General features: G+C 55.4%; 12 protein-coding genes. 8 read left to right on the top strand and 4 right to left on the bottom strand.

Annotation, left to right across the window (positions count from 1 at the left end; translation table 11 throughout):
* The first annotated feature begins 24 nt into the window (after positions 1-24).
* The 3 genes from F568_RS0100665 to F568_RS0100655 all read left to right on the top strand — a co-directional run bounded on the left by F568_RS0100665 (position 25) and on the right by F568_RS0100655 (position 4555).
* On the top strand, positions 25-957 hold the full coding sequence (locus F568_RS0100665) for a KpsF/GutQ family sugar-phosphate isomerase (RefSeq protein ID WP_019016771.1): 933 nt from the start codon (positions 25-27) through the stop codon (positions 955-957).
* Between the two features lie 204 nt (positions 958-1161).
* Entirely contained in the window at positions 1162-2565 is a 1404-nt protein-coding gene (locus F568_RS24160; protein WP_040475714.1) for an undecaprenyl-phosphate glucose phosphotransferase, read from the top strand.
* 187 nt (positions 2566-2752) lie between these two features.
* On the top strand, positions 2753-4555 hold the full coding sequence (locus F568_RS0100655; protein WP_019016769.1) for an ABC transporter ATP-binding protein: 1803 nt from the start codon (positions 2753-2755) through the stop codon (positions 4553-4555).
* 777 nt (positions 4556-5332) lie between these two features.
* Here F568_RS0100655 and F568_RS24775 read toward each other — a convergent pair.
* Positions 5333-5497 (bottom strand): hypothetical protein, encoded by a 165-nt coding sequence (locus tag F568_RS24775; protein WP_156817305.1) that lies wholly within the window; start codon positions 5495-5497, stop codon positions 5333-5335.
* A 576-nt stretch (positions 5498-6073) separates the two neighbouring features.
* On the opposite strand from F568_RS24775, the gene F568_RS0100645 reads away from it, so the two are divergent.
* Positions 6074-7630, top strand: a complete 1557-nt coding sequence (locus F568_RS0100645; protein WP_229804277.1) for a ShlB/FhaC/HecB family hemolysin secretion/activation protein — start codon at positions 6074-6076, stop codon at positions 7628-7630.
* Positions 7631-7681: 51 nt separating this feature from the next.
* Positions 7682-9937 (top strand): filamentous hemagglutinin N-terminal domain-containing protein, encoded by a 2256-nt coding sequence (locus tag F568_RS23745; protein ID WP_083932949.1) that lies wholly within the window; start codon positions 7682-7684, stop codon positions 9935-9937.
* Between the two features lie 129 nt (positions 9938-10066).
* Here the strand turns inward: F568_RS23745 and F568_RS0100635 are convergent, their stop codons facing one another.
* A complete protein-coding gene (locus F568_RS0100635; protein ID WP_019016765.1) occupies positions 10067-12016 on the bottom strand; it encodes a cellulose binding domain-containing protein in 1950 nt (649 codons plus the stop codon).
* Positions 12017-12492: 476 nt separating this feature from the next.
* Here F568_RS0100635 and F568_RS0100630 point away from each other — a divergent pair, with 476 nt between their 5' ends.
* From F568_RS0100630 to F568_RS0100620, 3 genes are read left to right on the top strand one after another with little or no spacing between them, the layout of a single operon-like run.
* On the top strand, positions 12493-14280 hold the full coding sequence (locus F568_RS0100630) for a type I secretion system permease/ATPase (RefSeq protein ID WP_040475713.1): 1788 nt from the start codon (positions 12493-12495) through the stop codon (positions 14278-14280).
* Positions 14277-15611, top strand: a complete 1335-nt coding sequence (locus F568_RS0100625; protein WP_040475711.1) for an HlyD family type I secretion periplasmic adaptor subunit — start codon at positions 14277-14279, stop codon at positions 15609-15611. The genes F568_RS0100630 and F568_RS0100625 overlap by 4 nt, the downstream gene beginning before the upstream one ends.
* Entirely contained in the window at positions 15611-17005 is a 1395-nt protein-coding gene (locus F568_RS0100620; protein WP_019016762.1) for a TolC family protein, read from the top strand. The genes F568_RS0100625 and F568_RS0100620 overlap by 1 nt, the downstream gene beginning before the upstream one ends.
* Before the next feature lie 53 nt (positions 17006-17058).
* On the opposite strand, the gene F568_RS0100615 is transcribed toward F568_RS0100620, so the two are convergent.
* Together F568_RS0100615 and F568_RS0100610 are read right to left on the bottom strand one after the other, a co-directional pair.
* On the bottom strand, positions 17059-18999 hold the full coding sequence (locus F568_RS0100615; RefSeq protein ID WP_019016761.1) for an exoribonuclease II: 1941 nt from the start codon (positions 18997-18999) through the stop codon (positions 17059-17061).
* An 87-nt stretch (positions 19000-19086) separates the two neighbouring features.
* Positions 19087-19716: an NAD(P)H-binding protein gene (locus tag F568_RS0100610; protein WP_019016760.1), complete on the bottom strand. Its 630-nt coding sequence runs from the start codon at positions 19714-19716 to the stop codon at positions 19087-19089.
* Positions 19717-19849 lie beyond the last annotated feature (133 nt).

Below are 19849 nucleotides of genomic sequence, written 5' to 3'. Positions count from 1 at the left end.
ACCTTATGAGCAAAGGATCATGCCATGGAAGCCGAACATTTAGAAGTCGGAAAGAAAGTTTTCATTAATGAAGCTAACGCATTAGTAAATGTGTCCAGTAAACTGGACAATTCTTTCGTAGTAGCCGTTGATGTCATGTTGAGGTCTAAGGGAAGAGTTGTCGTGTGTGGCATGGGAAAGTCGGGCATAATCGGGAAAAAAATCGCGGCAACTTTGTCGAGCACAGGAACCCCTAGCTTTTTCATGCATCCTGCAGAGGCTTATCATGGTGATTTGGGTATGGTTGCAAAAGACGACATTTTCTTAGCTATATCTAACTCAGGTGAAACTGAAGAAGTCATTAAACTAATCCCTTTTATAAAAGACAACCGAAATGTTTTGATTTCTCTTACAGGTAATCCTAACTCTACTTTAGCCAAAGCCTCTTACAGCCATTTAGATATTGGTGTTGATGCTGAAGCCTGTCCACTGCAGCTAGCGCCGACATCCTCAACAACAGCTACTCTTGCAATGGGGGATGCTATTGCAGTGACACTGATGAAAGCCCGAAATTTCAAGCCCGAGCATTTCGCCAGGTTCCATCCTGGTGGCTCGCTTGGGAGACGTCTTCTTAGTCGGGTAGAGCACGAAATGGTTTGTGACGACCTGCCGCTTGTCTCGGTTGACGCCGAAATTCTTGATGTAATCAAGGTTATTTCTCAATCGGGGCTAGGTATCGCTATTGTTCCACATGGGTTGAGCTGGGGGATCATCACAGATGGGGATGTGCGTCGCGCAATTGAAAAGTACGGGCAAGAGGTTTTTGCAAAAAGAGCCCATGATTTCATGACAACCGATCCTGCTCAGGTATCTCCTGCTACTCGCGTTGAAGATGCGCTTTTTGCTATGGAGAAAAAAAGTATTTCTGCTTTATTGGTTATCGAAAATAATCGCCTTCTTGGCGTATTTAAAAAATAACACTATGAGATGCTGTTTTTAAATCCTGGGATGCTGATGAATATTTAAATTAAAATTATAAGATACATGTGTTTGAAGTGCTTCTGCGACAAGGAGGAAATATAAGCAAGGAAAGCGTCACTCCTTAGAAATGGAGGAGGCCGGTTAGCAATTTGTCTAAGCAAAACCAAATCTAAATCGCGGCAAGACTTCAGGGGTATTAATATGGATATGACAGCCGTACGGGGGCGGAGCCTCAGCAATCACTATCGCTGGTTGACTAGAATAATAGCGCAATGCAGTGATATTGCCGTCATGCTCTTGGCGGGATACATAGTATATCTTGCTCATTTTGACCAAACTCTTCCGCCACAGCGCTATTCCTGGGCCATGTTGCTGGGGGCGCTCGTGCTCGCTGCCACTATGCCCAGCCTCGGCGTTTATCGCACTTGGCGTGGGAGAGTTCTGAGTCCTCTCTTATTTAAGTTGATGATGGGGTTTGTCATTGCGGGATTGATATATTCAAGTTTGCTTTATTTTAGTGGGCTTTCCGAACAATTTTCTCGGGTCTGGGTCGTGGCCTGGTTTACGGTAGCCTTCCTGGGGTCAGTTGCCGTTCGCGCCGCTGTGTATCCTATCGTTAATCGTATTCGTGCTGCAGGACGTAATCGCCGTCATGTCGTTTTAATCGGCGATGCGCATTCCTGTGCAACAGCGGCAAGTCACCTTCGGGCGGATCCTACGGCTGGTTACGATATTGATCGCATTTTTCTTATGGGTAGCGATGCCATGGGCGAGTTGTCGAGCCTTGAACTTCAATGGCAGGAATACAAAGCCAACCGGGTCTATGATATCGATGCGGATGAGGTGTGGATTTGCCTGCCGCTTTCCATGGGCAACCGTGTAAAAGAAGCCTTGGCGGATTTAGGACGCACGGCGGCCAATGTACGTTTCATGCCGGATATGCGTGATTTCCGTCTTATCAACCACGATATTTCTAATGTAGCCAACCTGTATCTTCTCGATATGGCGTGTTCGCCGATGTCGGGTGGGGCACGTTTCGTCAAGGCGGTGGAAGATCGCACTATTGCTGCGCTGATATTGCTCTTGATCGCACCCGTTATGGTCATACTAGCGATTGGTGTCAAGCTATCTTCACCGGGGCCGGTATTCTATCGTCAGGAGCGGGTGAGCTGGAATGGCAAGCCGTTCTGGATGCTAAAGTTCCGTTCCATGCCGGTGGATTCCGAAAAGGACGGTATCACTTGGGGAGGAGCTCAGCAGAAAAAGACAACTAAATTTGGATCCTTCATTCGCCGTACGAGTCTCGATGAGCTGCCCCAGTTCATCAATGTGTTGAAAGGTGACATGTCGATCGTTGGCCCACGGCCGGAGCGTACGCAGTTTGTCGACAGGTTCCGCCATGAGATTCCGGGCTATATGCAAAAACATTTAATGAAGGCAGGTATTACCGGCTGGGCTCAGATTAACGGTTGGCGTGGTGATACCGACCTCGAAAAGCGCATCGAGTGCGACCTTTGGTATATTGGACATTGGTCAGTTTTCCTGGATCTCAAGATTATTTTTCTGACCATCTTCAAGGGTTTTATCAGTAAAAATGCATATTAGATAACTCGCAATTAAAAGGTATCTAAAACCTGATGGATGCGGCATTAATTTATACTTTTCTATCCGAGGCGTGGCGTTCGAAGTCAAAGTATCGTTAGGCGTTTCGAAAGAAGGGTAAAGCATTGCTAATGCATAAGAAAATTGAGTTAGTTATAGATATATTCATTGTTAACAGCGAGGTTGTCTAATGTTTTATTACTTGAAGGAGCTTTATTCGCTACTTAGCCAGGAGCAACGGAAGAAGCTGTTCCGCCTGCAGATACTGGCTGTGATCATGGCGTTTGCAGAGATCGCCGGCGTCATTTCAATAGGTCCTTTCATGGCCTTGGTTGGTAATATGGAACAGTTGGAGGGACAGGGTCTTCTGGCCGATGTGTATCGGGCCAGTGGGGCTGAGACACCCGAAACCTTCCTTTTATGGGTAGGGGGTTCTGTACTGGCACTGTTGCTCGCGTCTGGTTTGTTCTCGATGTACACGATTTGGAGGATGTCGTTGTATGGCGCTCACGTCGGGGCGGAACTCAGCAGCCGGCTTTACAATTACTATATGCATCAGGGATGGTTGTTTCACGCCAGTGGTAACAGTAGCACCCTGACCAATCGTATATCTGAGGAATGCCAACGGGTCATGACGCACATCATCATTCCGTTGATGCACATGAATTCCAAGCTGACCTTGGCCCTGTTCATGGCCTTAGCCATTTTCATCTATAACCCGATAGTGGCGTTATCAGGCGTCGCGGTATTCCTTGCCTGTTACTTCCTTCTTTTCAAGACTGTCAGGGGTAAATTGATCCGCAATGGTAAAACCATCTCTAGTTCTCAATCGGTTCGCTTCAAGTTAATGGCAGAGGGGTTCGGTGGGATTAAAGATGCTTTGTTACTTAGGCGGCAGGATATTTTCACAAAGCGATTCGGGCTCGTAAGTGAAAAGTACGCTGAAGCCTTGGGCACGAACCAGGCATTGAGCCTAGCCCCTCGCTATGCAATGGAAATCGTGGCGTTCGGCTGTGTTATCTTCCTTGTGCTTTACCTTCTTGCGCAGAGTAACGGTAATGTCGTTGATTTGTTGCCTGTGCTTTCTATTTATGCACTAGCTGGGTTCAAGATCATGCCTGCCTTGCAACAAGTTTATAACAGCTTGTCTCAAATCAGGGGCAACCTAGCGGCTTATGAGGCAATACGTGAAGAGTTGAAGGCCAGCGTACAAAGCGCCAAGGGTAGTAAGGACTATGCGACCAAGAAAAATAAGCTACCCGTTCAAAAGGATATTGTGCTAAAGGGAATCGGTTTCGCCTATCCAGGCAAGACGGATAAAGCTCTGAATGAGGTTGACCTGCGAATACCCGTCAACAAGACAGTGGGCTTGGTAGGAGCGTCGGGCTCAGGCAAGTCCACCTTGGTAGATATTCTTTTGGGCCTCATTGAGCCGGACCAAGGCAGTCTCGTTATCGACGGTTGCCCATTGACTAAAGATACGCTGGCCTGCTGGCAGAATGCGTTGGGATTCGTTCCGCAAAGCATCTTCCTGGCTGATGCCAGCATTAAGGAGAACATCGCCTTTGGCTTGCCCGAAGAAGCTATTGACATGCAGCGCGTTCAAAATAGCGCAAAGCAGGCTCATCTCGATGAATTTCTCGACAAGCTGCCAGACGGCCTGGACACCCGCGTAGGGGAGCGGGGCGTGCAACTCTCCGGTGGGCAACGTCAACGTATTGGTATCGCACGTGCTCTTTACCACGAATCAGACGTATTGGTGTTGGATGAGGCAACCAGTGCACTGGATGGGATTACGGAAAACCATATCATGCAGGCGATTCAGAGTTTTTCGGGCCAGAAAACGATAGTCATGATTGCGCATCGTTTGGCGACGGTAAAACAGTGCGACCTAATATACCTGATGCGTGATGGCAAAGTGGTGGACCAAGGGACTTACGAAGATCTGGTCGTCAGGAATGAAACCTTCAAGCGTATGGCGGAGCACGCATAGCGCGTGATGTAATTTATTAGCATACTTGGAATCTGACGGTTTGTTTCTTGGTTCTACTTCTTGTTTCTGGTTTTCTCATTACTGATAGAATGAGGGTGAGAAGTAATCTGGTATTTACAATATTGCGGTATTATTTATTTTCTGAATAAATACTACTATTGTAAGCGCTAATGTTCTGCGCTGCTGTAGTTATTGTTTCGCTTTTCAGCTTGCCTGGGTTTTTTGGTCTATATTGGTTCGAAGTTGCGTGCAATACATTAAATAAATCGATACTCAGACATCTTGAGGTGGGTCATGTACCGATGCCCCGGTTGTAATAACTTTGGTGTTTACCCGGTCAGGCGAAGATGGTGGCAACGCTTATTTAGACTTTCCCATCACTATTATTGCTACGATTGCGGTAAGGACTGTATTCGTCCTGAACTGGTGGATGATGGGTACGAGAGGCTGCCGCCGCAGGGTGATAGAGCACTCAATAAGGCCAATGAAGATAAGGAAGGGAGGTCTGGGGATGTTACTTGACTAGTCGTTTATGCACTTTGTGGCATCGCCTCCATGGGGGCATTTACGGTTTGCCTGAAGGCTATGGCCTAAGTCGATTTTGGTTCAGTCATACTGTGCATATGACATGTCCATTTGCACGTCTTGAAAAGGTAGCCGGGCCAAACGATCATGGTGTACCCAATCAGGATTTATGTGAGCATGAATGACGGGACGCACCGATGATCCTCTTGGCCTCCTGTCATACCTCAACCCGGCTTTTGCCGGGTTTTTCGTTTAGGCCTTGATCTTCTTGAGCCTGCACTGTCCCAGCCTCGTATTCTTGCTGCTTTTTTTGCTATTGGTGTCGCTACCATGCCGTACGTTGGCTCCACGGATGAAGGCAAACACACACAAGACAGCGATCAGATAGCAGACGAGCGCCAATATCCAGTAGTTCATGCCTTCCTCCACAGCTAGTGATCCTTATGGTACTTACCTCCATCGGCTACTGATAGAAAAGCTTTACCACCTGGCGCCTTTCCTCGGCCTTCTGGGTTAGGGCGCGATTCTAGCGAAAATCTGCACTGGTGGCAGATATTTCATCCTAAGCCTAGGGGGTAAAAAAAGTGGTTTCCATTCATCATGTTGCTCTTTGGTTGTAGGTGGTTGAAAATTCGTTTCTCCTTGTTTCTAATGTTTTGTGCGTTGCCAGTTGGTAAGGGAAGGTTACTTCTGGCTAAGCTTATGTTTACAAATAAAGCTTATCTCTAAGGAAGGAGAATGAGATGCGTCAGGGAACGAAGACTAGGAAACACCCACATCAGAATGCTTGTGTGCATGAGCGTTTGTTTTTCCCTCCAGAAGCGTTTGGCTGCACTGCCCATACCTGAACGAGCCGAATGAACCGGATAGCAACGACGCCGGCCGGCAACGTTGCTGGTCGGAAATGGAGGGGGAATGTCTTTACCGTTTTCTGCGGCGCAAGCATCTGGCGCCCTTAAGCTTTTATTCTGTTCCGTTGGGGTTGCCTGCCTAGTGGGAGCCCCACTTCACGAGTCGGTAGCTAACGAGTCAGGGGCGACTGGCAGTCTTCATGGCGAGCCGAGTCGCAGTCTGGAGCCAACAGTAACGTTTGGAAGTGTCGAGTTTGCCGGCAACACGCTTTTTTCAGATCGACAACTCGCCAAGTCCATTGATACCGAACTGGCGGCAGCGCTGACATTTGCCGAAGTGCAGTCCTTGGCCCGCAAGGTCGAAGCGTTCTATCACGTCAACGGCTATGACCTGGCCCGGGTCGTTGTACCTGAACAGGCATTTCGGAATGGCACAACGCTCAAGCTGGTCGTATTGGAAGGCAGGCTGGGCGTCATCGAGATCCGTGGTAACTCGCATTATTCAGACCAGCAAATCATGGAAACGCTTGAGGCGGCTGGGCTCGAGCGTTCCCGAGCCTTTTCCCTCGACGACGTCGAGCGTGGCTTGGCAATCATCAATCGACGCTCGGGAGTTGCGGTCAGCTCAACGTTGCGCCCCGGTGAGGTGCAAGGGGCCACCGACATTGTTATCGACGTCGAGGAAAAACCGCGTGTAGCCGGTTCTCTGGAAGCCAATAACCACGGTAGCGAGAATAGTGGACGATATAGACTGGTACCGTCGCTGAGTGTGCTGAACGCCACGGGGCATGGTGACCAACTCGATATTCTGGGCATGAAGTCTCTGGGGGAGGGAGATGCTTATTTCGGCTACATCGGGTATGAGGCGCCTATCAATGCCTCGGGGACCAAGGCTCATGTCTACGGCTTTACCGGCGATGTAGCCATCGGGCAGGAATTCCAGGTGCTCGAAATCGAGGGCGACAGTGAGGGCTGGGGCTTAGGTCTGTCGCATGATGTCCCAGTATCCAGCCGCTCCATTATCAATGTCGAGGCTTGGCTGGAAGGCCAGAACCTGGAGCAGACGGTGCTTGGCGTGACGACATCCGATGATCAGGTACGCAAGGTTCGTCTGGGGGCCAGTCTCGATAGCGCAGACCTGCATGGTCGAACCCTTCTGGCGCTTGACCTTCATCAAGGAATAGGTGAGCGGCTCGGTGGGATGAAAGATGATGCACTGCTATCGAGCCGCAGCTATGCCAGGGCCGACAATGATTTTACCAAGCTGACTTTCGACCTGGCGCGCCTGCAGCGTATCAACTCCCGCTGGCTGGTGGTGCCGCGCCTATACGGCCAGTATGCCTTCGATTCTCTGGTTGCCAGTGAGCAATGGGCGATCGGAGGCTTCAATTCGGTAGTGGGGCATCCGGCCTCGGTGTTCTCAGGCGATAGCGGATATACCGCTTCCATTGAAGGCCGCTATGCGCTCCTGAAGGACGACGACCGCTATCAGCTCATCTTGAGTGCCGATCACGGCCGCGTCTACGTTAGGCAGCCCTATATCGGCCAAGCCAATGATAGGGACATTTCCGGGGCCGGGCTGGGACTGCGCGCGCAGCCCTGGGAAAGCCTCGAGCTACGTGTCGATGGCGGCGTACCTATCGGCAACGAAACGGGAGATGGCTTCTACTGGTACGGACAAGCCAGTTATCGATTCTGATGGCTGGCTGCGGCAAGAAGAACACAGGGAACGATAAACAGGAACGTGACCATGGATAGGAAACGGACAAGAAGACTGCTCTTGGCCTTCTCGATCTTGGCAATGCCCTACACTGCCATCGCAGCCCCAAGCCAGGGGCGAGTCGTTGAAGGTAGCGCCACGGTGTCGACCAACGTGAGTGCAGAGGGCATTAATATCGATACGCTCATTGAGCAATTTACCGATAAAGCGATCATCGAATGGGGCAGTTTCGACATTGATGCCGGCGAACTCGTTCGGTTTATGCAGAACGGGGTGAATTCGATTGCGCTCAACCGTATCAGTGGCGATGCCACGCAGATCCTCGGGCAGCTACAGGCTAACGGTCGTCTGTTTCTGATCAACCCTAACGGTATCGTTTTTGGTGAGTCTGCCAGGGTCGACGTGGCCGGGCTGGTCGCCTCCACTTTCGATATCGCCAATGACGATTTCATGCGTGGTGATTACCTTTTCGAGGCGAGTGGCCAGCGTGGCGCCAGCATAAACAATTCGGGCAGTATCGATATCGATGACAATGGATTCGTTTATCTGATAGCGCCCGAGGTCGAAAATCGAGGCATCATCAGAGCCAATCTTGGGCAGGTGGGGCTGGCCACGGATGGAAACTACACTCTTGATCTGAAAGGCAGCGAACTGATCAAGTTCCAGGTTTCTGAAGCGCTGCTCGAGAGCACGGCAGCTCGTGTCGATAATTCGGGTTCCCTTGTGGGTGATGTGGTGGTTCTGCAGGCGAACGGGGCCGATGATGTGATGGCGTCAGTGGTCAACAGCGGCAATGTGACGGCAGCGACCGCATTCTCAATGGCCGGGGGCCAGGTGGAGCATTCGGGCTCGTTGCTGGCGGGAGACGTTACACTTACTGCCAGTGACTCCATAAGGCAGCGTGGCGGTATCACATCTACTGGACGCGTTGATGTCGATGCCGATGTCGATATTTCCATGACGGCAGGAGCCGAGACGCGAGCCAGCGGTGATATACGCTATAACGCCGACGATGACCTGACCGTGAGCACGTTGACTTCGGAGTCCGGCTACATCGGGCTCGTGGCCGATAACCAGTTCGCCCAGATCGGAGACGTCACTACACGCGGCACCAGTGTCGAGGTCATGGCAGGAACCGAGGAGGCCGGCGGGCCGGGCAGCACGGGCGACATTGTCATGGCCGAGGGTACCCGCACCGAGGCGGTCGACGATATACGTTACGAGGCAGGACGGGATCTGACCGTCGGTACGCTGATATCGCAGCCGGATGACGATATCGAGCTGATGGCAGGCCGAAACCTGTACCAGCGCGCCGATATCGTGGCTGCAGGAAATGTCTCGATAAAAGCAGGAAACGATATTGTCATGGATTCTCAGACGTCCACGCGGGCCGGAAATGACATTCGCTACAATGCGGATGGCAAGCTTACCGTCGCTTCTCTTGCGTCCGACGCCGGCTACATTGGCTTGCTGGCGGATGAGTCGATTGTCCAGAATGGCGATATCTCGACCGATGGCAGTAGCGTTCAGATGGAAGCGGGTACCGCGGCGGCTGGCGGCCCCGGTGTGACCGGTGACATTATCATGGCTGAGGGAACGCGGACCCAGGCCACGGGCGATGTTCGGTATACCGCGGGACGTGATCTGATCCTGGAGCAACTGGTGTCATCCCCCGATGACGATGTTGAATTACAGGCGGGTCGCGACCTCTATCAACGTGCGGATCTTGCAGCAGGCGGGCGTATCGCAGCGGCTGCAGGTAATGACGTAGTCATTGGGGAAGGTATCGAGGCCCGAGCTGAAGAGGGGGTTACATACATTGCAGGAAACGACCTGATGCAGCAGGCAGACAGCCGGATCGTGGCCAACGGGGATATTTCGGTCAGGGCAGGTCGTTCGATCAGCATGGCAGGGACGGCGCTGACCCAATCGTTGACGGGCGATGTGGCTTACGAAGCAGGACAGCGGCTGACGATAGGTCAGATTACTGCATCGGACCAACTCAATGGTGGCAGTGTCAGGCTCTCGGCACCGCTGGTTAGTGGAGCCACTGGTGGAAAGGGAATACGGGCTGGCTTCATCGACGTCGATTCGGATCAGGTTTCCGAGGGCGCGCTCGAGCAAGTGGTTTCGTCACCCTTTGATGTGACCCGAATCGTTGTCAACCAGCGCACTGCCGGGGGGCGTCTGGCCAGGGATGCTAGGTTCATGCACGACCTGCTGTTGGTCTCCGGCGCCAATGTGGCGGAGGAGGGCGTGGCATCGCCGGGTGCTGCCGACCAGTAGCGATTGCGCTGACAGGCTGGACGGCAGCTGTGCTGCTCCAAGCCGAACAAGACATGTGCCAGCCATTCTCATCACAGGTACAAGGGCGGAACGGGGTTCCGCCCTTGCTGTACCGGCATATCTTAGCCGTCAGGCAAGAAGCTCCGCAGCCGGCGAACCATCGATACCCAGCAGTTGGGTCTGCATGGTCTCCGTTCCCTCTCCCTGGACATTCATTTCGCTGGGCAAGGTCTTGTCATTACCGTAGGCCTTGAAGGCGAAGCGCCAGACTTCACCGGGGTCGAGTACGTTAGTCGACGTGTCGCTGATGCGATAGCCTTCGCCGCTTTCGTTGGCTGTACCATTCCAGACCGTGTCGAGATCATCGGGCAGGGCGAACCGGAGCTCGGGATCGACAATCCTCTCGTTCGTCGTGTTCTCCATGAATACTTCCGCCACGTAGCCATCGTCCCATTCACTCTTGATTCGACCGCTGACGGCAATATCGCTGCCAGCTGAGGCATCGCTTCCCGATTGCATGGGGGCCTGGGGTGATGAGATATCTTCAGGGCCAGCAGGCGATGTCAGAGGCGCATAGGTTTTGGCGTCGAGGTGCACAGCAGAAGCCGAACCCATGCCATTCCCCTCAGACTCCAGAATCTCCTCGGCCGTGGGTATCTCAGGCGTGTCTCCTTGGAAGTTTCGCCCGGACTCGATATCAACCACAGTGCCGTCGCCGAAGATGACCTGTTCGATGTCTTGCAGCGTGTCCTTGCCTACCCTGGCATGCTTTCCGTTCAGGTGAACGTCGCTCGTGTCATAGTCCTGCATATAATAGACGATGTCGTTGCCGTCGCCTCCTGCCAGCAAGTTCTTTCCCCAGTCGTCTGCCGGCCCCCCTTGCAGGATATCGTCGCCCTGGCCGCCCCGTAGGGTGTCGTTGCCTAGCCCACCGTTGAGATAAACGCCACCGTCCGACCCTTGGATGATGTCATCTCGACGCGACCCAACCAGGTAATCGAAGGTCACCTGGTTATCCTCCCCATCGGTAATTGCTCCCCAGCCAACACCGCCTTCGTTGATCCAGAGCGAGGTCGAGATGTTATCGGCGCCACGTACCGACTGATCCACCCGTACCGTGTTGTCATGGTCACGGCCGCCGTGGAAGTTTATATCGCGGTCCGTTGAGCTTACATGCGCATCGTTGCCTACCGAAGAACGCCACGAGGCAAACAGCAGGCTATGACGCATGCCGCTATCGATCAGGTTGGTATAATTGCCGTCGTAGCTTTCTCGCAGTTCGTAAGCGTAACCATTGCCGCCGGAGCCCTTGTTGAAGGCGCCATGGGCCTGAATGCTGTCTACATGATTATCCAGCGTCTTGACGAAGTGATAGGCGATGGAAGGGCCGTTAATCACTTGGATATCCGACAGTTGGCTATCCACGGTCCCGTGCAGACAGACGGCCATGAAATCCTTGAGATCCGACAGCGTGTTTTTGAACACCTTGTTGTCGGGGGTACCCAGCTCGAATGTGATATCGAAGCCTTGAAGGATAACGTCGTTAACGACAGCGAGGCGTTCCACCTGTGTCTTGCCGCCTTCGAAATCGAAATGCACCCCGCGGTCGAGCGTGACCGTGCTTCCCTCGACGGATTCTACGCGGGCCATGCTGGTGCGAAGGGGAGCGTTATCCTTGCGCCAGGCTGTATCGCCGATCTTCTCGAAGAACGCCGAATCGTTGTCCTGCCAGAGACGCAGAGTGTCACCCGGCTCGAGGTCGCCAGCGTTGTTAAGGGTGATTCGATGTTCTCCTTCCTCGGCATCATTGGTCAGTTTTCCCAATGTCTCGCTGTCGCCGCCATTCACCTGAATGGCATAACCCTCTTCATTGTCGAGAGCGCTATTCGAGAAGGTGAGGGTCGTCTCGCCACTACCGGCGCCCTTCAGGGTGATATCGGATCGAGTGATAGTAAGCGGGTTGTCGAAGTCGTAGTTGCCTGCGCCGAATTCGAGAATGGCGTCCTTAGGGGCACTGTTGATCAGCGTTTCGAGCTGTTGGGCCTCGATGCCCTTGTCGATACTTAAAGTACTGCTCATGCAATGTCTCCAGTAAGCATTCGAATGCTTCTGGCAGATCCGTTGCCAACGAAGCGATGCCTGCCGCAAGTTGTTAGAGGGGCAGTCACCGGTCGAGACACTGCGTACCCATCATTCCTTTTCCGGGATAGCTGCCTGGTTATCGCTGGGCAGGCGGGCGGATGCTATCGGCCAAGTGAAACCGAAGGCAACCGAGCGACTGCCTAGTCTTCTGGCTGATGGTAATTTTGTTAGGGCAGGTGACGCTAATTGGAGACACTTTATTACATAAATAAGCATTTGTTTTTAAAAGGTTAATAAAGACTACATTGAATAAGTAAAATATGAATTACTTTAAAAGCAAGAGCTACGTTACGAAAGTATATTTTTTGTGATCATAAAAATGCATCTGTCTCTGTTACGCTGCGCGCCGTGCCGATAACCAACGAAACGAACTGTGCTGCAGACTACGCACCTAACATATCTCTGTGATGCCAATGACACCAAACAGCCATCCTCGTGAATTGCGGCACGCACTGAAAGCATGCCGCTCCTCGTTTACTGCCGTGGGTGGATTCAGCCTGTGCATCAATGTCCTGATGCTGGTGCCCGCCCTCTACATGCTTCAGGTCTATGACCGTGTTATCCCGACGGGGAGCGTGGAAACCCTGGTAATGCTGACTGGCATTACAGTTTTCTTCTTCATGGTCATGGGGGGGCTGGAACTGGTCCGCTCACGTATTCTCGTGCGAGTGGGAAACCGCCTGGATACGCTATTGAGCCAGCGCTTGTACACCGCCATGTTTCGTCGCAGTGTTGCCACTCCCGGTCAGCAGACGGCCCAGCCACTCAATGATCTGTCGACGCTGCGCCAGTTTCTGGCGGGAAATGGCCTGTTTGCCTTCTTCGATGCGCCGTGGGTGCCTGTTTACCTGGGGATACTGTTCCTGTTTGACGTCTGGTTCGGGGTCTTTGCCACCTGTGCCGCGTTGATTCTCCTGTCGCTGGCCATTGCCAACGAGAAGGCGACCCAGGCGTTGCTGGCCGAGGCGGGCAGCGAGCACATACAGGCTCAGGATCTCGCTACCAGCAACCTGCGTAACGCTGAAGTCCTGCATGCCATGGGTATGCTTCCCGGCATCATGGGGCGTTGGGCTGCACGACATGAAGCCTTCTTGATCAAGCAGTCCCAAGCCAGCGACCGTGCTGGGACGTTATCCAACGTTTCCAAGGTCCTGCGTCTTCTCTTCCAATCGTTGATTCTCGGCCTGGGTGCGTTGCTGGTGATCGAGGGGAGTCTGACCCCGGGCATGATGATCGCGGGGTCGATCGTCATGGGCAGGGCACTGGCGCCAATCGACCAGATGATTTCCAGTTGGAAGGGCTTTGTCGGGGCGCGTAGTTCCTACCAGCGTATCGAGGAACTGCTGACACAGCAGCCAGAAGACTTGCAGTATATGTCGCTGCCCGCGCCGCGCGGCGACATGGCCGTCGAAGGGATGGCAGCCGTCCCGCCCGGAGGCAAGCTCTCGACGCTGCGCGGCGTCAACTTCTCGGTCTCCGCAGGGGAGCATATCGGTATTGTCGGCCCGAGTGCTGCCGGCAAATCGACCCTGGCCAGGGTGCTACTGGGCATTTGGCCGGTTCAGGCCGGTAAGGTGCGCCTCGATGGGGCGGATATTGCACACTGGAACCGTGACGAACTGGGACCATATGTCGGCTACCTGCCTCAGGACATTGAACTGTTCGACGGCACCATTAGCGAGAACATTGCCCGCTTCGGTGATGTCGACCCCGACAAGGTCATCGAGGCCGCCCGCAAGGCTGGCGTACACGACATGATCCTGCGTCTGCCGGAAGGATACGACACCCGAATCGGTGCCAGCAGCGGGATGCTTTCCGGCGGCCAGCGCCAGCGTATCGGCTTGGCGCGTGCCCTGTATGGCAATCCCGTCCTGGTCATCCTCGACGAGCCCAATTCCAACCTTGATGATGTCGGCGAACGGGCCCTGACACAAACGTTGCAACGGCTAAAGGAGCAGCACGTCACGCTATTCGTGATAAGTCATCGCACCAATGTGCTCAAAAGCGTGGACAAGCTTCTGGTACTCAAGGATGGCCAGGTCAGTCTGTTCGGTGAGCGCGATGAAGTACTGGCCAAGTTGTCGCGGCCGGCCCAGTCCCGTCCCGAACTGGCGCGTCGACCGGCAGCCAGCAAGGCACACCTGGCCGCTGTCGGGGCGGAGGCCGGCCAGTCGCAACGTGACCCCGAGGAACGCACATGAGTAATCGTAACGCAGTTCAGGAGTCCCTCGAGTCTTCCCCCCGTCTGCCCACCGGAGACAGGCGATACCGGCAGTTAGGGCTAGGTATCGTGTTGACCTGCTTCGTGGGTTTTGGAAGTTGGGCGGTGGCCGCCAACCTGGCGGTAGCCGTGGTTGCGCCTGGTACCGTCTCAGTGGCCTCGTTCAAGAAGACAGTGCAACATTATGAAGGCGGCATCGTCAGCAACATTCTGGTCGACGATGGTGACCACGTCGATGCCGGTGATCCCTTGCTGGTGCTGGACAATACCCAGGCATTGTCGAAGCTGGAAATTGCCCGTTCCCAGTACCTGATCAATCGCGCCACCGAGGTGCGGTTGTTGGCCGAACAGGCCGGCAAGCCAACCCTGACCTTTCCTGAAAAATTGCGGGAATACGAGTCCGAGCGTGTCGGCAACATTCTCGAGGTTCAGCGTGACCTATTTCAGGCGCGCCGACAGACGCTACAGGGCGCGCTCGACACACTGGATCAACAGACGGTGCAGCTGCGCGAGCAGATCGAAGGGTTGCGGCAGGTCATGGCTGTCAACCGCAAGCGAGTAGACTCGCTGCGGCAAGAAGCCAAGGACTTTCGCTCGTTATACAAGGAAGGGCTGGGCAACAATCAGCGTGTTCGTGAACTGGAGCGCCAGATACTCCAGTATCAGGGCGAAATAGCCCAGCACCAGGCCGATATTGCGCGCCTGGAGTCGCAGATCAGCGAGAACGGCCTCAAGCGCCGGGTTCGTCAACAGGAGTTTCAGCAGGAGCTCGGCGAGCAGCTGCGCCAGGTGCAGGCGGACATCGCCGATGCCGAGGAACGCATGACCGCATTGAGCGACCAGGTCAGGCGCACCACGGTCACCGCACCGGTATCGGGGACCGTCGTGGGGCTAGCGGTGCGCACCCAGGGTGCGGTTGTCGCGCCTGGTGACCCGATCATGGATATCGTTCCCAGCAATGACAGCTTCATTATCGAGACCCGCATTGCCGATCGCGATATCGAGACGGTCTATCCGGGTCAACGCGCAGAAATTCGCTTTAGCGCGTTCAACCAGCGCCTGGCCAATGTCGTCGAGGGGGAAGTCGTGCAGGTCTCTGCCGATAGCTTCGTCGACGAGTCCACAGGCGCCCGGTACTACAAGGCGCGTGTCAAGGTTACCGAGGACGGCAAGCGCAAGATGAACGAGCATATGCAGCTGCTGGCCGGGATGCCTGCAGAGGTCATGATTCGGACCGGCGAACGCTCGTTCGCCAGTTACATCGCCCAGCCCATCACCGACATGATGGCACGGGCCATTCGGGAGGGATGATGAAAGGGCGTTCAAGACTCGGGGCGTTGGCCTGCCTGTGTGGGCTCGCTGGTACGGTCCAGGCTCAGTCGTCCGAGATGGTCAGTGCTGTGTCGGGCTTGCCGTCACTGTCGCAACTGTTTGCCCGAGCCCTGGAGCATGATGCCGGACTGAGCCGCCAGCGTTATGAACTCGAGGCCACGCGCCAGGAAGTCGACAAAGCCTGGGCGGGATTACGCCCGCAGGTCGAGGCTAGCTACAGCCATGTTTATCAGGATTCCAGCAATATCTATACAGAAAATCCTGAGAACTACGCTCAGAACGATCTCTATGAGGAGCGCGTTGACGGCGAGCTGACAGAAAAGGTCTGGCGCGTACAGCTAAGCCAGCCCTTGTTCAGTCTCGAGCGCTGGCGCCAAGTGGACAAGGCCGAGGCACAGACCACCGCTGCCGAGCTGACCCTGGCACTGGCCGAACGCGACCTGGCCTTGGAGGTTTCCCAGGCCTATCTAGACGCCTTTCTCGCCTCGCAGACGCTCGCACTGCTCGAATCCAAGCGCGAGGCCCTGGCCCTGCAGCATCGCCAGGCGCAGCGCGCCTATGATCTGGGCATCGGGGATCGCATCAATCTGCTAGAAGCCCAGGCCCGTTTCGATCAGGCCGAGGCCGATCAGTACGAGGTGGAAAACAATCTGGCCAATGCACTCAGCACGCTGGAACGCTTGACGGGGATAACGCCCAATTTTGCTCAGCGCGCAGTGAGCGACTTGCAGGGCATCGAGCTCGGGGAACAGCATGGCGACCTCGAGGAATGGCTCGAGCGTACCGCCGACAATCTGCAGGTGCGCCTGGCCAGGCAGCAGCACCAGGTGATGCAGGCCGATACTGCCATACGGCGTGCTGGTCATTATCCCCAGGTCAATCTCAACCTGGGGTATACCGACCGCAACAGCCCCGATGAACTGCGGGCCAGTGAGGATGCACAGGCGAGTGTCGAGGTCAGGGTACCGATCTATCGGGGCGGTTACACCCAGGCCAACGTACGCCAGGGCGAGATGTATGCTCAGTCCGGTGAGGCCGAGATGACCGAGGCGCGTGAACTGGCGCGTCAGGAGGTTCGGCAACGCCTTCGCGGATTGGAAAGCAAGGCGCGCCGTCTCGAGGCGCTCAAGCGGTCGTTGGAATCGGCCACGTTGTTTCTGGAAGCCGCCGACAAGGGGGAACAACTCGGGCTGCGAGATCTGGTCGATGTGCTGGATGCACGTGCCGACCTTTACGACCTGCGTATCGAATTTGTGGAAGTCATCGGGCAGTGGTTGGCAGACAAGCTGGCGCTGGAAGCCGCCGTGGGGGATCTGGAAACGCGCGACTTGAGTCAGGCCATGGCGCTACTGGCCGGTTTGGACGCGAATTGATACTGAAAGACACGGCGGGCCATCATCAGGCACCGCCGTGAATGTAACGAACGTCAGGCCGCCGGACGGGCGACCAGGGAGCGTGTATCCTCACGCGCTTCGGTCAATACAACCTGGGTGACGTCGCCGAGCTTGAAGCGTTCGACTCCCTCGACCTGGACACGGCCTTCCTTGTCGTCAATCGCTACCTTGTCACGATCGCTGTGGATCAGCGGAGCGGGTACAAAGGCGGTAGCGCCATTGGCGGTCAGGCGTACACGCATACCGCCACGGTTGATGCTGACGATTTCGGCCTCGAAGGTTTGCTGTGCTTCGGCGGCGGGAGTCAGGTAGCGCACATACAGCCAATCCTTGACGTCTCGCTCGGCCATGCGGTTGAGCTTGCGCCGTTCTGTGAGCTGCTCGGTCAGCGTTGCGCTGGCTTCGGCCGGGGCCTGCTCGCCCTTGAGAACGCGCTTGATCAGGCGATGGTTGACCATGTCGCCATATTTGCGGATCGGCGAGGTCCAGGTTGCGTAGGCGGGCAGCCCCAAGCCGAAGTGCGGACCGGGTTGGGCCGACATGCTGGTGAAGCCCTGGAACTTGCGCAAGCGTGCATCCAGCCATGCATCCTCACGGCTCTCCAGGGCACGCTTGAGCTCGCGGTAGCGGGACAATTCAAGCAGTGCCTCACGCTCGACCTCGATCTGCTGCGTGGCCAGGAATTCCAGTGCCGCATCGGCCTTTTCGGGCTCGAAGGCATTGTGCACATTGAAGATACCATGCCCGATCTGAGCGGCGAGCAGATCGGCGCAGCAGGCATTGGCTGCGATCATCGATTCTTCGATCATGCGATTGGCGATACGGCGATCTTCTACCCGTACCTCAAGGACATTGCCTGCGTCGTCGAGATCGAATACGTAATCCGGCCGGTCCTTGAACACCAGCGCATGTTCGCTGCGCCAGGCACTACGCGCCTCGGTCAGCCTGGCCAAGGCGCTGAGCTGGTCGTCGATACCGGCGGCTGGCGTCCACTCACCCTGGCCCTCGAGCCAATCGGAAACGTTGTCGTAGACCAGACGGGCGTGCGAGCGCACGTTCGCCGCAAAGAAGCGGTAGTCGCCAAGACTGCCGTCGGCATTCACGTCCAGCGTGCAAGCCAGCGCCGGGCGGTCTTCGCCTTCCTTCAGCGAACACAGGTCGTCAGACAGCGTCTCTGGCAGCATGGTGACGTTCTGGCCGGGCAGATACACCGTGAAGGCGCGGGTTTGGGCTTCCAGATCGGCGGCATGACCCTCGGCGACGTAAGCGGTCGGGTCGGCAATGGCCACGGTCAGGCGCCATCCGCCGTTCTCGCGCGTCTCGACATGCAGAGCATCGTCCATGTCGCGCGTTTTCTCGCCGTCGATGGTAAAGAAGGGTAGCGCGCTGAGATCCTCCCGCACCAAGCCTTCCTCGAGCAGCGGCCAGTCGTCGCCGGCTTGAGGTGAGGCCTGCTCCAGCGCATGGCGCGCCAGGGTGACCCGCCATGGCACCGCCGGGTTATCGGTCTTGGCGATCAGCTCGTCGATTTGCGTGAAGAAGGCGCGATCGTCGGGCTTGAGCGGATGGCGTACCAGGCGTGCAACCACCCAGTCGCCATCGCTGAAGCTCTGCTCGTCGAGGTTGTTCTTGATTCGGGCCTTGAGTGCAGTCTTGATCGAGGGGTGATCGGGAATCACGGCCAGACGGCCTTCACGCTTCTGAACACGGGCAATGAAGCGATCAAGGCCTGCTTCGATTAGAGTTTCCGGCTCGACGGATTTCTTGTCGCCTTCCTCCTTGAGGACGGCTTCGACGCGATCGCCATGGAGTACCTGCTTCATGGCGGGCGGCGGCACGAAGTAGGACTCGCCGTTGTCGGTTTCCAAGAAACCGAAACCGCGGTCGGTCGCCTTGATTACACCCTCGACGCGGGGTGTGCTTTCACGGATCTGTTGCTTGAGCTGAGCAAGCAGCGAATTGTTTTGCAGCATGAAGGAGTCGGTACGATTGGCGGGGACGAAAAGCCACTATACGGATTTAGCGCGCTATCGCCAATTCCCGTGGCCATGACAGTGCCGTTACTGTAGGGCATCCTCAATGGTGTGCTGCCCATCGAGAAGCACGAATTCACGGTTGGACAGTGTACGCGCTCGTGCCAGGTGGAGCAGGGCATGTGCCACGTTGGCTCGAGACACCAGGTTACTGCCTGCCTCTTCCAGTGAGGTGGCCACGCGCTGGGTTGCCGGTTCATCCGTCAGCCGGCCGGGCTTGAGGATGACATGCGGTACGCGTGCTGCGCGTAGTACGGCATCGGCAGCGTGCTTGGCGGCCATGTAGGGGCGCAGTTTTTCAGGTGCGTCGAGCGGGTTCTCGGCACGCAAGGCACTGACCATGATAACGCGTGAAAGCCCCAGCTCGCTGGACAGCTCGGTGGCGCGAATCGCCGCGTGCAGGTCGATCAGCAATGTCTTGTCGGGGCCGGTATGCGGCCCGGAGCCGGCGGTAAAGATCACCTGGTCGCAACCATAGAAGGCATGCCGGAAGTCATCCTCCAGGTTGGCGATCACCGAGTCGATACCGCGCTCGCGAAACCAGCCTTGCTGTCCGCTGTCACGGATCATTGCACGGATGGGCAGGCCCGCCATATTGGCCAACTCACAAAACTGGCGCCCGATTTGGCCATTCGCGCCGATGACCAGCGTTTTCATAACGTTCTCCCTGCCATTGCTTGCGGATGATTGGCTCGCGGCATGTTGTTGCGTAGACATTTCATGCGGATTGATACATCGAAAATCAAGCCAGGGAGGCTGCTTTCAAGGGCCGGGCAAGTATCTGAAGGCA

Source organism: Modicisalibacter luteus DSM 23508 (assembly GCF_000378505.1).
GTDB lineage: Bacteria > Pseudomonadota > Gammaproteobacteria > Pseudomonadales > Halomonadaceae > Modicisalibacter > Modicisalibacter luteus.
Note: the sequence above shows the minus strand (reverse complement) of the source record. Positions and strands in the feature narration are given on the sequence as shown.